We start from the raw sequence: 15,985 nt of genomic DNA, 5'->3' as shown, positions 1-15,985 counted from the left end.
TCTGAATTATTTATTTGCTTTATCTATTTTATCTCTCTTTATTCTGATTAGTCAATCATAACCTGTGTATTTTTCACAAATTTCGTGTATAAAAAAGAAACGCAGAACAACCATTTCAGTTCTTCTGCGCTTCTTCTGTTTTTTTATGCGTAAACCCTGTCCTCTTCCAGAAGTGTCGTCTTACCATCCTTCACTTCCACAAGATTGATACAGCAGTTCGGCGGTACTGAACCATGCCAGAAATTCTTCGGATCATGATAGATATTCTGCAATAGTGCACGAACCGCACATCCGTGAGATGCTACCAGGATCGTTTTGTCCGCAAGGGACGGATCTGTTGTTTTTTCTTCCCAGAAATCTTTTGTCCGGGCGATCACATCAAAGATATTCTCACCATTTTCCGGGCGTTTAAAATTCACAGGATCTTTGAAAAATATCTCAATCTGCGGATCAATATAATTCCCTTCAGGATCTCTTACCTTGTCCCCCTCCAGCACTCCGAAATTGATCTCCTGAATACGCTTATCCGGTATGATCGGAATGTCTCTGTTTCCAAGTATACATTCTGCAGTCTGTTTTGCTCTCGACAGCGGGCTGGTAAAACAGATGTCAAATTTTACGTCTTTCAGAGCCTTTCCGGTTTCTTCCGCAAGACGGATGCCCTCCTTTGCAAGAGGAACATCCGCAGCACCCTGAAGCTTTTTCAGCTTATTCCATTCCGTCACACCATGTCTTACGATATAGATCAGCATCAGCTTCTCAGCTCGATTCCAAGTCCGTTCAGGCCATTCATGATCTTCTTCATAACAGCTGAGATCTCATTCTCACCAAGAGTCTTGTCATGAGCACGAAATACAAGAGAATAAGCCATGGACTTGAAGCCTTTCTCGATCTGTGCTCCCTCATAGATATCGAACAGCTGATAGCTCTCCAGGATATTTCCGCCTCTCTGGTCGAAGATTTCTTCGATCTGTCCTGCAAGAACCGCATGAGGAACTACAAGGCTCAGGTCACGTGTTACAGCCGGATATTTTGCGATTCCGGTGTATTTATGGTTGAAGCCTGCGAATTCCAGCACATCCAGGATATCGATCACTGCAATGTATGCTTTTTCTCCGATAGAATAGTTATCTGCAACAGAAGGATGAACCTCTCCGAGATATCCCACAACCTTGCCCTTATAGATCATGTTGGCCTGTCTTCCCGGATGCAGAAACGGCTTGCCGCTCTTCGGATCATAGGTAACTTTTTTCTTCATGCCGATTTTCTCGAAGAACTCCTCGCATACACCCTTCATATCGAAGAAATCGCCTTTTCCGTACATTCCAAGTGTAAACATGGTACGCTCGTCCGGAAGCTCTGTCAGTGGAAGAGACTTTGGAAGATAAATATTTCCAAGTTCGTAAAGACGAACATCTTTGTTACGTCTGTTATAGTTTGTGGAAAGAGATGCCAGCATACCGTTCAGTGTGCTTGTACGCATGATACTGTAATCCTCGCCAAGCGGATTGCTGATGGTGATGCCTTTGCGAAGCTCGCTGTCCTCAGGAATGCAAAGCTTGTCAAAAACCTTCGGGCTTTCGAAAGAATAGGACATTCCCTCAGAAAATCCACAATACTCAGCGATATCCCTTGCAACTTCCTGGATGCGAAGCTTGAACGGAAGCTTACCTGTAGTAGCCTCTCCTGTAGGAAGTGTCATCGGGATCTTATCATAGCCGTAGAATCTCGCAACCTCCTCTGCAACATCTGCATTGCAGTGAATATCCTGACGGAAAGTAGGCGCAACGATCTCATCTGTTTTCTCATCATAGGCCAGCTCTACACGTCCAAGATAACCGATCATATCTTCTTTTGTGATGTCTGTTCCAAGAAGCTTGTTGATCTTCTCCGGCTCAAATTTTACTCTGGATGGCTCTCTTGTCTCATTGCAGATATCAACCATTCCTCCGACTACCTCACCAGCACCAAGCTCTTCCATCAGCTGGCATGCACGGTCGATTGCAGCCTGGGCATTATTCGGGTCAAGACCCTTCTCGAATTTACCGGAAGCATCGGTACGAAGTCCGATTCTCTTGGAAGAAAGACGGATGCTTGTTCCATCGAAGCATGCAGCCTCAAAAAGAACTGTTTTTACATCATCTGTGATCATGGAATTCTCACCACCCATGATACCGGCAATGCCAACTGCTTTTTCACCATCGCAGATCATCAGAACGTTCTCATCCATGGTACGCTCCTGACCATCCAGTGTGACAAATTTCTCATCTTTTCCTGCACGGCGTACAACGATCTCTTTGTTTGCGATGGTATCCAGATCATATGCATGCATCGGCTGACCGAACTCTTCCATTACATAGTTTGTAATGTCTACCAGATTGTTGATCGGGCGGATTCCGTTGGAAGCCAGACATCTCTGCATCCATTTCGGAGACGGACCGATCTTCACATTTTTTACAACTCTTGCACAGTAACGTGGGCAGAGCTGAGGATCTTCTACAGTAACCTTTACGTAGTCAGAAGCCTTCTCATCATTTCCCTTGACCTCTACAACAGGCGGACAGAATTTCTTCTGGAAAGTTGCTGCTGCCTCTCTTGCGATTCCAAGGACTCCATAGCAGTCTACACGGTTGGAAGTGATCTCATACTCAAATACTACATCGTCAAGACCAAGTGCCTTGATCGCACTCTCGCCTACAACTGCATCCTCCGGGAAAATATAGATACCGTACTCCGGTGCCTCCGGGTACATTTCTCTTGTGCTTCCAAGCTCTTCAATGGAACACATCATTCCACAGGACTCAACACCGCGAAGTTTGCCTTTTTTGATCTTGATTCCGCCAGGAGTCATTTTTCCGTCATGACCACCTGCAACACGTCCACCATCAAGAACTACCGGAACCTTATCTCCCTCTTTTACATTAGGTGCACCTGTTACGATCTGTACGCTCTCTGTTCCGATATTCACCTGGCAGATGATCAGCTTGTCTGCATCCGGATGCTTCTCGATCTTGTCGATCTGACCGATCACGATCTTGTCAAGATCTGCATCCAGCTCTGTAAAGCCCTCTACCTTTGTGCCTGTTAAAGTCATGGCATCTGTATATTCCTGTGCCGTTACATCCAAATCCGGCACATATTTTTTAATCCAAGATAATGAAGTATTCATTTTGGTTGTCCCTTCTTTTTTCTATATTTAACTGAAAATCCAAAATCTGCCTTCTGGCTCTTTTAGAACTGTTTCAGGAATCTGCTGTCATTCTCATACAGAAGACGCATATCATCGATCTCGTATTTCAGAAGTGCAATACGCTCCAGACCTACACCAAAAGCAAATCCAGTATACTCATCCGGATCGATTCCACACATACGGAGAACGTTCGGATGAACCATACCACAGCCGAGAATTTCGATCCAGCCGGATCCTTTACAGAAGCGGCAACCCTTTCCGCCACATTTGAAGCAGGATACATCTACCTCAGCGCTCGGCTCTGTAAACGGGAAATGATGTGGACGGAATTTTGTCTTTGTCTCCGGTCCGAAGAGTTCTTTTGCGAACTCCTGAAGAGTACCCTTAAGATCTGCAAATGTAACATTCTTATCAATAACAAGACCTTCGATCTGATGGAAGGAAGGAGAATGTGTTGCATCCACCTCGTCAGAACGGAATACACGTCCCGGTGCGATCATACGGATCGGCAGCTTGCCTTTTTCCATTTCACGGGCCTGAACCGGTGAAGTCTGGGAACGAAGCAGAATGGAATCGTTGATAAAGAAGGTATCCTGCTCATCTCTTGCCGGATGATTCTCAGGAATATTCAGTTTTGTGAAGTTATAGTCTGCATACTCAACCTCAGGTCCTTCAACAACTTCATAGCCCATTCCAATGAAGATACGTTCAACTTCTTCCAGAGCGATAGTGTTCGGATGACGATGACCGATCTTTGCCTTCTTTGCAGGAAGTGTTACATCGATAACCTCAGCCTTCATCTTCTCCTCACGGACTTTTTCCTCAAACTCTTTCCTGGAAGTTTCCAGAAGCTCCTCAATTTTTGCTCTTGTCTCATTAACAAGCTGACCAACCTTCGGACGCTCCTCTGGAGCAACATCTTTCATACCTTTTAAGATTGCTGTAAGCTCACCTTTTTTTCCAAGATATGCAACACGCACATCATTCAGCTTATCCAGGCCCTCGGATTCCTCGATCCGTTTTCTGGCGTTCTCAGCCAGTTCCTGAAGTCTTTCTTTCATATCCATGGTCTATTTCTCCTTTAATATAAATGATCAATGATACGCCGCTATCCATCTTCCGCCGAAGCAAAAATGGGCAATAAAAAAACCGTCCCTTATAAAAGGGACGGAATATCCGCGGTACCACCCAGTTTCCCATGAAAGATCACGGGCACTTCTGTCTGCTTAACGCGCAGCATACGTCATCTCCTACTGTTATTTCAGAGAGGAAGCTCCGGTGGGAAACTCAAGAATTATCTGAACCCGGGGAAGCTTACAGCCGGTGACTTCCCTTCTCTGTGAGAAAATAATCCTCTCTAACACCTTCACAGCTTTTTCTGTCTTTTAATACTATGCCACAAGGTCCGCTTTCTGTCAAGCGCAAAGTCTGTAAAGTCATGATTCTTTGGAGCTGTTTTTTTCATTTTCTTTTCTGGTGAGCAGAGTTTTTACTGATTTCTGCGCCCGCCGGAATTCATTTTCGAAGTATGCGTTGATCTCCGCCCCGTACAGGATCAGATTCATACACACATACAGCCACAGCATAACCATGATCAAAGCCGTCAGACTTCCATACATATTTCCAAAATTCGGAAAAAATTCAAAATACAGAGAGAATCCGTAGGAAAAAATAAGCCAGCCTACTGCAATGATAAACGCTCCCGGAAGCTGGCTCTTAAACGTTGCCTTTCTGTTGGGAAGCACCTTATAAAGCACAAGAAAAACCACAAAAAGCACTGCAAATACCAGCAGAGTTCTCGCCCCCATGAGCTTTCCAAGGAGTCTTCCCAGAATCGGTATTGTCCTCTGTGCCGCAATCTGAATACGGTTTCCTAGGACAAGCATCAACAGGGTGACAATAATCGCCAGCACAAATAACAGCATATAAAAAACCGAATAAATACGGTTCGTCAGCCAGTTTCGTGTCTCCTTCACATGGTAGATCGTGTTGAGACCGTTGATTATGGCCTGCATACCTTTTCCTGACGCCCAGAGTGCCATCAGAGCGGATAATGGCACAATTGCCGTGCTTCTCTTATATACCTCAACTACAATACTCAGCACAAAGGTCTGAAGATTCCCGGGCACAAAACCTATGATCGCGTCACGGACAACATTGTAGCTTAGCGGTGTGTAACGGATCAATGTTGTAAGAAACAATACAAACGGAATAAATGACATGATCAGAAAGTACGCAGCCTGAGCGGCATATGCACTTACATGATCTCCATTTGCTCTCTTCACAAATCCCAGCATGAGCTGAATCAGGTTTCGTTTTTTCTTCTCTTCGTCCATGCTGACCCCCTCGAGTTTCTTTTTTACCAGGAAAAGCGCTCAAATCCGATCTTATCCTGGATCTCTGGAAAAGGCTTCACGGCCGGCTGCAATTTCTTATGCTCACCGATCATCTTCTCCATCCATAACATATGATACCAGCGGTTAAATTTGTAGCCGCATCTGTGGAATTCTCCCACTCTCTTGTATCCGAAATGCCTATGAAAATCCACACTGGCATTGGTAAGATATTCATCCTCTTTTTGAGGAACAGCAATGCAGGCATTCAGATTCAGAATTCCCATCTCCGCCAGCAGGCTCTCCAGCGCGCGGTAAAGCCTTCCACCGGCGCCGTTTCCTCTTCTGTCATGTTTCACATAGATGGACATCTCTGCACACCAGCCATAGGCAGCTCTCGGATGAAACGCCGAACCATAGGCATAACCCAGGATCTCACCATTTTCTTCCGCCACAATATAGGGATATTTTTTCTGGATGTCACGAATGCGCCTAGTAAATTCCTCCACGGACGGTGTCTCATATTCAAATGTGACCGCCGTTTTCTCAACGTAATAGGAATAGATCTCTACAAGTGCTGCCGCATCCTTCTCTTCTGCCACACGTATCTGCATTACTGTTCATACCTCTGTTTCTTCTTGCCACATTCTTGATCACACATCGCAGCTGTTTATTTTGTAAAAAAACGATAGATCGTCTCAGAGCTGTACTCCTCACCCGGTCGCAGAATCGGTGAATGGAATTCATCCACATTTACTGCATTCGGCTCAACCTGTGTCTCCAGGCAGAAGCCGTAACGGTCATGATAAACATGTCCATTCTTGCCTTTCTCTTCTCCGATAAAGTTACCGGCATAAAACTGTACACACGGACAGTCTGAGGAAACTTCCATTCCGATGCCCGACTCTTTGCAGTAGGCACTGGCAATGGAGCGCACATTTCCCTTTGCATAATTGTCTGTCACATAATTGTGGTCGTATCCGCCTGTAAACTTCAGCTGCTCAAAATCTGCCTCAATATCTCTGCCGATCGTCTTCGGGCTGTTGAAATCCATCGGGGTTCCCTCAACCAGCGCATATTCTCCTGTCGGAATCGCCTGGCTGTCTCTCACAGGTGTAAAATATTTCGCATGAATACATACCTCCTGGTCCAGCACATTGCCGCTTCCCTCACCCTCCAGATTAAAGTAGGAATGATTCGTCATATTGGCAACTGTCGCTGCATCAGAACGACCTCTGTAAAGGATCTTCAGCTCGTTCTCTTCCGTAAATTCATATTTCACGATAACTGAAAATTCTCCCGGGAATCCGTTCTCTCCATCCGGGCTGATGTGGAAGAAGTCCACACTGTTCTGTCCCTCGGAGATTTCTTTCACTTCCCAGAGCTTCTTCTCAAAACCATTCGGGCCACTGTGAAGATTGTTATGGTTCTCATTCTCTGTGAGGACTACTTCTTTATCGTCAATAAAAAATCTGGAATTCTCGATACGATTACCGCTTCTTCCAATGATCGCCCCGAAAAAGCATCCGTTCACTTCGTAACTCTGGATATCGTCATACCCCAGAACTACATCCCTCAGTTCTCCGTTCTTATCCGGAACACATACTTTAACCAGGATCGCCCCATACTGAAGAACCTCCACGTACGCGCCGGACTTGTTCTCAAGATGATAGATTTTTACTTCCTCCCCAGTAGGAAGTGTTCCAAATTTTCTCACTGAAACACCCATAATACCAATACCTCCCATATATGAAAAAAGAGCCATCAAGCGGCTCTATGTCTTTAACCGATTAATCCCGGGATGCCGTTCCCTTATTTTTGACGCCTAGCGGATGCTAGGTGGGTATCCTCAACAGTGTCTTCTGCCTACCACGACGAGAGGTCTGACATCCAACCTGCGATCTTGGATTCCCAAAATGTCAATGTAGGTTCAAAAAGAAAAGGGGGATCGAACATTCCAGGATTCGGTTTTCGTTGTGTTTATTATAAACCAGTATTTGTGCTTTTTCAACAGAAAATACACATTCTTAATGAATTTTATTATTTAATGTTAAGAATATCTCTTACCGCATCCGGCATATCCGGTGCATCCACAACTCTGTCATGAAGTACAGGTGCTGTACGGATCTCCTCAACTGCACGCGGAATCGGGACTCCTGAGAATCTGGAAAGTGCATCCACAAGCCCGAAATCATCCAGTTCTTTATGGTCCTCCCCAAGAGCCTCCATAACACTTCTTGTAAATTTGTACGGGCTTGCAGTAGAAGCAATGACAGTCGGTATGTGATCCTCTGTCTCACCTACATATTTCTTATATACGCCTGCTGCAACTGCAGTATGCGTATCGATGACATAATTGCTGTTCTTATATGTCTCACTGATCGCCTGTGCAGTCTCTTCCTCACTGCAGAAATTACCATAAAAATCGCCAAGCTGTGCTTTCATATCCTCTGTGATCGTGTACTCGCCACCCTCACTTAAGGATTTCATAAGCTCAGCGCATTTCTCTGCATTCTCTCCTGTAAGACGATAGATCAGACGCTCCAGGTTACTGGAGATCAGGATATCCATGGATGGAGATGTTGTGAGGATAAAGTCACGCCTTCTGTCGTAGGTTCCTGTACGGAAGAAATCATAGAGAACACGGTTCTCATTGGAAGCACAGATCAGCTTATGGATCGGAAGTCCCATCTGTTTCGCATAATATGCAGCAAGAATATTTCCGAAGTTTCCTGTAGGAACAACTACATTGATCTCCTGACCATCCTTGATCTTACCATCACGAACCAGCGTTGCGTAAGCATATACATAGTATACGATCTGCGGAACAAGACGACCGATGTTGATGGAGTTCGCAGAAGAGAACTGGAAACCTGCCTTATCAAGCTCAGAAGCCATCTCACGATCATTGAACATCTTCTTGACTGCTGTCTGGGCGTCATCAAAGTTTCCTGTGATGCCCACAACATAAGTGTTAGCACCCTTCTGTGTTACCATCTGTTTCTCCTGGATCGGGCTGACACCATGCTTCGGGTAAAATACGATGATCTTCGTTCCCGGTACATCTGCAAAGCCTGCCATGGCAGCCTTACCTGTGTCTCCGGAGGTTGCAGTAAGGATAACGATCTCGTTCTTAACATCGTTCTTCTTCGCTGCTGTTGTCATCAGATGCGGAAGAATGGAAAGTGCCATATCCTTGAACGCGATCGTAGCACCGTGGAACAGCTCCAGGAAATAAGCTCCGTCTGCCTCATGAAGCGGTGCGATTTTCTCTGTGTCAAACTTGCTATCATATGCCTTACGGATACAGTCCTTAAGCTCTTCCTCTGTAAAATCTGTAAGGAAACGGCTCATTACCTCATAAGCTGTCTCCTGGTAAGTCATCTGTGCCAGCTTCTCCATTGATACATCCAGCTTGGGAATGCTGTCAGGCACGAACAGTCCGCCGTCCTCAGAAAGGCCTTTCAGTATGGCCATAGACGCTGTAACTGCCTGCTCTTTTCCTCTGGTGCTCTTGTACAATACCTGCATTGGTGTTCCGCCTTTCTATTGTAAAATATTTGTTTTCTTTTCAACGTTATCACATTATAGCATGGAATTATGGAAAATGCCACCACTTTAAAAAAAACCTCAAATTGTTTTTCTCAAAAAACAAAGCGCCGGCATCCTCGCAGACACCGGCATTTTTTCTGTACGGCATTCGCACAGTTTATTTGTATGTATAAAACTCGTGGACTCCATATTTGAAAAGCTTCTTAAGATCTTTTTCAAACCATTTCACATTATGCGCTTCCGCTGCGGATTTCTGAATAAAAAACAGGGCACCCTCTGAGTAATCTGTTCCTTTCAGTGCCTGCTTCACAGCCTCTCTCGTTTCGTCAGAAACCGTAACCTCATTAATCCTTCCGTCGTAAGTCGGGGAAAACTGCGGAACTCCGTCACTGTTATCCCAAACGACCTCCGTTACTGTATTAGGAAAATCTTCGCTCTTTACACGATTCATGATCACATTAGCTACAAGAACACGTCCCTTGATGTCCTCGCTGCCGGCTTCTGCTTCCACGATACGCAGCAATGTGGCATAATCTTCGTCAGACATCAGCGTGGGATTTTCGGCAAGTGTGATGGATCTCGCATCCAGCTCATTGACTTTATTCTCCATAGAGGAACTTACGTTGAGATCTGCAGTGGTATTTTTTACTTTTTTTACTCTCTGTCCCACGATCACCTGCTCACATGAGCTGCCGATCCTGGTAACTGTACTGCCAGATGACGGCGCCTCTGAAACCCCGGAAACAACACCTGCAATCCCGGTAGGAACTGCCACTTCCTCATCGGAATCCATTTTTCCGGAAGAAGCAGCATAAACCTTGCCATTGCCACTTACTGGTAATATTTTTGTCCCCACAGAAATAACCATCGCCAGAACTGCACACATAGTCAGCACTGCAAAGCCGCGCACGGAATTCCCCTTGTTTTTTTCATTTTTACGTTCGTCCTGCTCCGCAGCTGATTCACGTAAATCTTCTTTAACTTCCATACTCTCATTCCTTGCGTTAAATTTTCTGTAATGTCCCGTGATTCATCTGGTTCAGAAACGATAGCCCCTTCGTTATCTGTTTCCAAAAAAATACGAATCATTACGTTTTTTTTTCTTTCATTACATTATTTGTAACATTTCTGTAATGTATGGGAAAATTATATTTAATAAACTCCTATATGTCAAGCTTTTTTAGCCATTTTCATCCTTAATAGGGGTATTTATGAGTTATCCACATTCATTCCACATTCATTCCACACAAAATCATGCAGTTGTCCTCATAATTATCCACACAATACGCTATCCGACTGTCCATAAAAAAGAGCAGGCAGCCTCTGTTTTTCGTAAGATTCCTGATCTTATTTACAAAAAACGTACCTCTGCCTGCTCTCTGATTTCCTTTTCAGAACAGTTTTTTCTGTTGTTTTTACAGCTCTGATTATAATGTTATGTGCTTATCCCGTCAAGATTTTTCGGTCGGGCATAAACGACAGTTTTCTTAATTTATCGGTTATTGATCGCAGTTACCAGCGCATCAATGGATGCACGGATGATATCCGGGTCAACACCTGCGCCCCATGCAAGAGTTCCGTCCGGTTTGCGGATTCCCACATAGGCGATCGCCTTGGAAGTAGAGCTCTGCTCCAGCGCATGCTCCTGATAAGTCTCCAGTGTATATTTCAGTTCATAAGCCTTCTTCAGCGCATTACTTACTGCGTCCAGACGACCGTTTCCGGCAGCCTCTGTAACAACAGTTTTTCCACGGAAAATAGAAGTAACCTGTGTCACAATACCGCCATCTTTCTGCTGGAAATGAACCTCATTGATGCTGTACGGCTCAACCACATTCTCAAAAGTAGATTTAAACAGGCTGAAGATCTCATCCGGATGAAGCTCCTTATGCTTGTGATCGGAAACAGCCTTTGCAGCATATCCCATAGCCTCGCGCATTTTTGGCGGAAGGTTCAGACCGAATTTCGTCTCAAGGATATAACCTACGCCACCTTTTCCGGACTGGCTGTTGATACGGATAACATCTGCATCATAGTTTCTTCCAACGTCTGTCGGGTCGATTGGCAGATATGGCACTGTCCAGTGCTCAAGATCACCATTCTCTCTCCAGTGCATACCTTTTGCGATTGCATCCTGGTGGGAGCCTGAGAAAGCAGCAAATACAAGAGCACCGCTGTACGGACTTCTCTCATAAACCTGCATGCCTGTACATTTCTCATAAACCTCGCAAATATGCGGCATATCAGAAAAATCGATCTTCGGGTCAACACCCTGGGAATACATATTCATACCAAGCGTTACGATATCTACGTTACCGGTACGTTCTCCGTTTCCGAACAGAGTTCCCTCGATTCTGTCCGCGCCTGCCAGAAGTCCCATCTCGGAATCTGCGACACCACATCCACGGTCATTATGCGGATGCAGGGAAACGATAACATTTTCACGGTATTTCAGATTGTCACACATATATTCAACCTGGCTTGCATATACATGCGGCATGGAATGCTCAACAGTTACCGGCAGATTGATGATTGCCTTGTTATCTGCAGTCGGTTTCCATACATCAAGAACTGCGTTGCAGACTTCAAGCGCATATTCCGGCTCTGTTCCTGTGAAGCTCTCCGGGCTGTACTCAAACTGGAAATTACCCTCTGTCTCATCTGCAAGCTTTTTCAGAAGTGCGGCACCATCCACTGCAATCTTTAAGATCTCTTCTTTGGACTTCTTGAATACCTGTTCTCTCTGGGAGACAGATGTAGAATTGTATACATGCACGATTGCTTTCGGAGCACCCTTGACAGCCTCAAAAGTTTTTCGGATGATATGTTCTCTTGCCTGAGTCAGAACCTGGATCGTTACGTCCTCCGGGATCAGATTCTGCTCAATCAGGGTACGAAGGAACTCATACTCTGTCTCAGAAGCAGCCGGGAAGCCTACCTCGATCTCTTTGAAACCGATCTTTACCAGAAGCTTGAAGAACTCTACCTTCTGCTCAAGACTCATCGGGATCACAAGTGCCTGGTTTCCATCACGAAGGTCTACAGAGCACCAGATCGGGGCCTTATCTACATATTCCTTCTCCGCCCATTTCATACATTTCACCGGCGGCATGTAATACTGACGTTTGTACTTAGATGGTGTCATCATTTTTGTTTTCCTCCATTTTCTGTTTCCATTAATCTTTTGATTTTAATTTTTCGCATAAAAAAATCTTCCGACTCTGCAATTCTGCAAGAGACGAAAGACAACTGCTGTCCTACGCGGTACCACTCTTATTTCATGAATAAAAATTCATACACTCAACAGATACGGAATGCCAACAACATCCTTATATCCTCTCCGGGTAACGGCGGACACCGTCTGCGTCTACTCTCCATATAAAAAAGATTTCGGGCAGATGCTCCGAGGCGAGTTCCACAAATCTCTTCCGCTGCTTCTCACCGACCAGCAGCTCTCTGTGCTCCGTTCGCTGTGTACTATTCCTCATCCAAGCATTTCTCTTTCTAAAACTGTTATTAGGGTACCACGTTATTCCGGATTTGTCAATGTCAAATTACTCAATACATTCTTAGCTTTTCCGCAGCAATTACTCCCAGTTTCTTCCTGATACCATATATTTCCTGTATTTTGCAGGCGTCGTCCCTGTAAACTTCTTAAATATCTGGATAAAATAGCTCTGGTTTGCAAAACAGAGATATTCTCCGATCTGAGACGCAGTATATTCAGAATAGGAAAGCATGCTGCGGGCCGCTTCAATTCGTTCTTTCTGAATATAGTCTACAATCGACGTTCCTGTTTCCTGCCGGAACAGCCTGGAAAGATAGCAGGCACTGATCCCTGCTGCCCGGCCTACATCCTCCAGTGTAATCGGATTATGCAGATGCAGATGAATGTATTTCACTGCCCTGTCGATCGCCCTGCTGTAATGAGGTCTCCCATACTTCCGGACCTCCCTGGCAAACCGAAGCGCCGCCTGCATGGTGAGCTCTTTTACCGCAACCTGATCCGCGCATTCCTCTACCGTCTGAATATAGCCATCACTGAGCGAATATGCCGTTTCTTCCGGTACTCCGCCTTCAATAGCTGCACGGGTATCCAGCGTAATTCCTGCGATAAACATGTTTTTGCTGTTGCGTAGCTGGTCTTTCGAAAGAATACCTGGTATCCCATCCGGTTCCTGCTGTATAACGGAACGGATCCGTTCCACCTGACCATTGCGGATTGCCTCATATTGCATCCGTTCTTTCGCATATGAACCATGTCCCTGCAGGTTCTCACGGCGCTGAAACAGGGTGTCTTCTCCACGGTTTACAGCCAGGAGAGCTTCCGTTTCTTTCTTTTCGAGTTTTTTTTCTTTCATAATAAATCTATATCTCCTTAATACTGCAATATTTTATTATTTTTAACAAGATTTTATTATATTTTATCAATAAAAAATGCTATAGTCCATATTAAGAAAAATATTTTTTTGGAGGTTTTTATATGGAACATGATTTAAAAAAAATCATAGGCCAGATGACCCTGGAAGAAAAAGCTGGAATGTGCTCCGGCCTTGATTTCTGGCATCTGAAACATGTAGACCGTCTTGGAATCCCGGAAGTAATGGTCAGCGACGGGCCGCACGGACTTCGTAAGCAGGATGATAAGGGCGACCACCTTGGAATGAACGACAGTATCAAGGCTGTCTGCTTTCCTCCTGCTGCCTTAAGTGCCTGCTCCTTTGACCGTAAGCTGATGGAAGAAATGGGCAAGACCATCGGAAAAGAAGCTCAGGCTAACGATGTATCCGTAGTACTTGGACCGGCAGTAAATATCAAACGTTCTCCTCTCTGCGGAAGAAACTTTGAATATTACTCCGAAGATCCATATCTTGCAGGGGAGATCGCCGCTGCCTTTGTAAACGGCGTACAGTCCCAGCATGTAGGAACTTCAATCAAACATTTTGCAGCAAACAACCAGGAATACCACCGTATGAGCAACTCCTCTGATGTTGATGAGCGAACCTTACGCGAGATCTATTTCCCGGCATTTGAAACTGCTGTAAAAAAAGCTCAGCCGTACACTTTCATGTGCTCCTACAACCAGATCAACGGCACCTTTGCATCCGAGAACAAATGGCTTCTCACAGATGTACTCCGCGGTGACTGGGGCTTCAAAGGCTACGTCATGTCCGACTGGGGCGCTGTCAATGACCGTGTAAAAGGCCTTGAGGCAGGTCTTGAACTGGAAATGCCATCCTCCGGCGGTGCCAATGATGCTCTGATCGTACAGGCTGTAAAAGACGGCACCCTTAAAGAAGAAGTTCTCGACCAGGCTGTAGAACGCATTCTCCGCATTATCTTTGAATATGCAGATCATCATGCTCCGCAGGAATTCACAATGGAAGAAGATCATGAAGAAGCCCGCCGCATTGCTGAGGAATCCATGGTTCTTCTGAAAAACAACGATCAGATCCTTCCGCTGAAGACGTCCGAAAAAGTTGCTTTCATTGGCGGCTTCGCCAAAAAGCCTCGTTTCCAGGGTGGCGGAAGCTCTCATATCAACTGCTTTAAGATCACCAATGCACTGGATTCTGTTCCTTCTGATGCACAGGTTATTTATGCAGAAGGCTTCCCTGCAGACAAAGATCTCTATGATGACGCCCTTGCTGCAGAAGCTATCAAAGCAACAAAAGAGGCCGATAAGGTTGTTATCTTTGCCGGACTTCCTGACAGTTTCGAATCTGAAGGCTACGACCGTTCCCACATGAGACTTCCGGAATGCCAGAACCGCCTCATCACAGAGATTCTGAAAGTACAGCCAAACGCTGTTGTTGTCCTTCACAACGGTTCCCCTGTGGAAATGCCATGGCTTTCTGATGTAAAAGGACTTCTGGAGGCATATCTTGGCGGACAGGCCGGCGGGGCTGCTGTTGCAAATATCCTTTACGGAAAAGTAAACCCAAGCGGTAAGCTCGCTGAAACAATTCCACTTAAGCTTTCCGACAACCCATCCTACCTGAATTTCGGTGGCGACGAAAACGTCGAGTACCGCGAAGGTGTGTTCGTTGGTTACCGTTATTACGATACAAAAGAAATGAATGTAGCTTATCCTTTCGGATACGGACTTTCATACACTACCTTTACCTACAGCAATCTTCAGATCTCCAACGAGAATCCTACTGAAAAGGATACACTTACAGTTTCTGTTGATGTGACAAACACAGGCACTGTTGCAGGTAAAGAAGTTGTACAGCTTTATGTAAAAGACTGCACAGGCTCCGCAATCCGTCCGGAAAAAGAACTCAAAGGTTTCGAAAAAGTTTCTCTGAACCCAGGCGAAACTAAGACCGTTACTCTGGAACTTGATAAGCGCAGTTTTGCATGGTATAACACAACTCTTCACGACTGGTTCGCTGCCAACGGCGAATACAAAATCCTCATCGGCGCATCTTCCAGAGACATCTGTCTGGAAGGAACTGTCCATATGAACAGCATCCAGGAAATCCCGATGCACGTTCACATGAATACTACCCTTGGTGAACTGTTCCGCAATCCTAAGACAAGTGCAACAGCCAAAGAGCTGACATCCGCATATCTTTCAGCCATGAACGGCGGCGAGGAAAACGCTTCCGAGGCAGCCTCTGAAGCAGTCACCGAAGAAATGACCCAGGCCATGACCGATTCCATGCCATTACGTGCTCTTATGAGCTTTGGCGGCTTTTCCAGAGAAAAACTTGTTGAGATTATCGAAAAGCTGAATTCATTAGTATAATTTTTTATAATCAGTTTTTCACATTCTCTTCATTTTCCTTTCACACAATGCACACATTTTTTGATTATATTATTAACTGTAAACAGCAAATGCACTTGCTGAATAAATCTTTTTCTTTTTCATACTTTTTTCGCCGGGAGTTCGCACTGCTCCCGG

11 protein-coding genes, 1 other RNA gene and 2 other annotated features are annotated in these 15,985 nt (G+C 45.2%); of the genes, 1 reads left to right on the top strand and 11 read right to left on the bottom strand.

What is annotated here, in order from left to right; translation table 11 throughout:
* Positions 1 to 143 precede the first annotated feature (143 nt).
* From WMO28_RS12840 to WMO28_RS12790, 11 genes are all read right to left on the bottom strand, one after another.
* The gene (locus WMO28_RS12840; protein ID WP_349057199.1) at positions 144 to 752 is read right to left on the bottom strand and encodes a histidine phosphatase family protein; all 609 of its coding nucleotides are present in this window, start codon (positions 750 to 752) and stop codon (positions 144 to 146) included.
* Complete coding sequence (pheT, locus tag WMO28_RS12835; RefSeq protein WP_178644682.1) at positions 752 to 3,169, bottom strand: phenylalanine--tRNA ligase subunit beta; 2,418 nt, start codon at positions 3,167 to 3,169, stop codon at positions 752 to 754. The genes WMO28_RS12840 and pheT overlap by 1 nt, the downstream gene beginning before the upstream one ends.
* Before the next feature lie 62 nt (positions 3,170 to 3,231).
* Positions 3,232 to 4,251, bottom strand: coding sequence for a phenylalanine--tRNA ligase subunit alpha (pheS, locus tag WMO28_RS12830; protein WP_173739141.1), 1,020 nt, complete (start codon positions 4,249 to 4,251; stop codon positions 3,232 to 3,234).
* A 99-nt stretch (positions 4,252 to 4,350) separates the two neighbouring features.
* Positions 4,351 to 4,569 (bottom strand) — a binding site (T-box leader).
* A 57-nt stretch (positions 4,570 to 4,626) separates the two neighbouring features.
* Positions 4,627 to 5,526, bottom strand: a complete 900-nt coding sequence (locus tag WMO28_RS12825) for a YhjD/YihY/BrkB family envelope integrity protein (protein WP_178644681.1) — start codon at positions 5,524 to 5,526, stop codon at positions 4,627 to 4,629.
* A gap of 23 nt (positions 5,527 to 5,549) precedes the next feature.
* Positions 5,550 to 6,137 (bottom strand): GNAT family N-acetyltransferase, encoded by a 588-nt coding sequence (locus WMO28_RS12820; RefSeq protein ID WP_178644679.1) that lies wholly within the window; start codon positions 6,135 to 6,137, stop codon positions 5,550 to 5,552.
* Between the two features lie 56 nt (positions 6,138 to 6,193).
* Positions 6,194 to 7,252: an aldose epimerase family protein gene (locus tag WMO28_RS12815; protein WP_349057197.1), complete on the bottom strand. Its 1,059-nt coding sequence runs from the start codon at positions 7,250 to 7,252 to the stop codon at positions 6,194 to 6,196.
* Between the two features lie 60 nt (positions 7,253 to 7,312).
* Positions 7,313 to 7,490: non-coding RNA, 6S RNA (gene ssrS / locus WMO28_RS12810), on the bottom strand.
* Between the two features lie 73 nt (positions 7,491 to 7,563).
* The gene (thrC, locus tag WMO28_RS12805) at positions 7,564 to 9,054 is read right to left on the bottom strand and encodes a threonine synthase (RefSeq protein WP_349057196.1); all 1,491 of its coding nucleotides are present in this window, start codon (positions 9,052 to 9,054) and stop codon (positions 7,564 to 7,566) included.
* Positions 9,055 to 9,232: 178 nt separating this feature from the next.
* Positions 9,233 to 10,063, bottom strand: a complete 831-nt coding sequence (locus WMO28_RS12800) for a cell wall hydrolase (RefSeq protein ID WP_178644673.1) — start codon at positions 10,061 to 10,063, stop codon at positions 9,233 to 9,235.
* A 504-nt stretch (positions 10,064 to 10,567) separates the two neighbouring features.
* Positions 10,568 to 12,223 (bottom strand): 2-isopropylmalate synthase, encoded by a 1,656-nt coding sequence (locus WMO28_RS12795; protein WP_349057195.1) that lies wholly within the window; start codon positions 12,221 to 12,223, stop codon positions 10,568 to 10,570.
* An 83-nt stretch (positions 12,224 to 12,306) separates the two neighbouring features.
* Positions 12,307 to 12,575: a binding site (T-box leader), on the bottom strand.
* An 87-nt stretch (positions 12,576 to 12,662) separates the two neighbouring features.
* Positions 12,663 to 13,436, bottom strand: coding sequence for a helix-turn-helix domain-containing protein (locus WMO28_RS12790; protein WP_349057194.1), 774 nt, complete (start codon positions 13,434 to 13,436; stop codon positions 12,663 to 12,665).
* A gap of 122 nt (positions 13,437 to 13,558) precedes the next feature.
* On the opposite strand from WMO28_RS12790, the gene WMO28_RS12785 reads away from it, so the two are divergent.
* Entirely contained in the window at positions 13,559 to 15,829 is a 2,271-nt protein-coding gene (locus tag WMO28_RS12785; RefSeq protein ID WP_349057193.1) for a glycoside hydrolase family 3 C-terminal domain-containing protein, read from the top strand.
* The last annotated feature ends 156 nt before the right edge of the window (positions 15,830 to 15,985 follow it).

Origin of the sequence: Blautia aquisgranensis (assembly GCF_040096615.1) — a bacterium.
GTDB classification, from domain to species: Bacteria; Bacillota; Clostridia; order Lachnospirales; family Lachnospiraceae; genus Blautia_A; species Blautia_A aquisgranensis.
The sequence above is the reverse complement of the archived record's forward strand: the minus strand, read 5'-3'. Positions and strand labels throughout refer to the sequence as shown.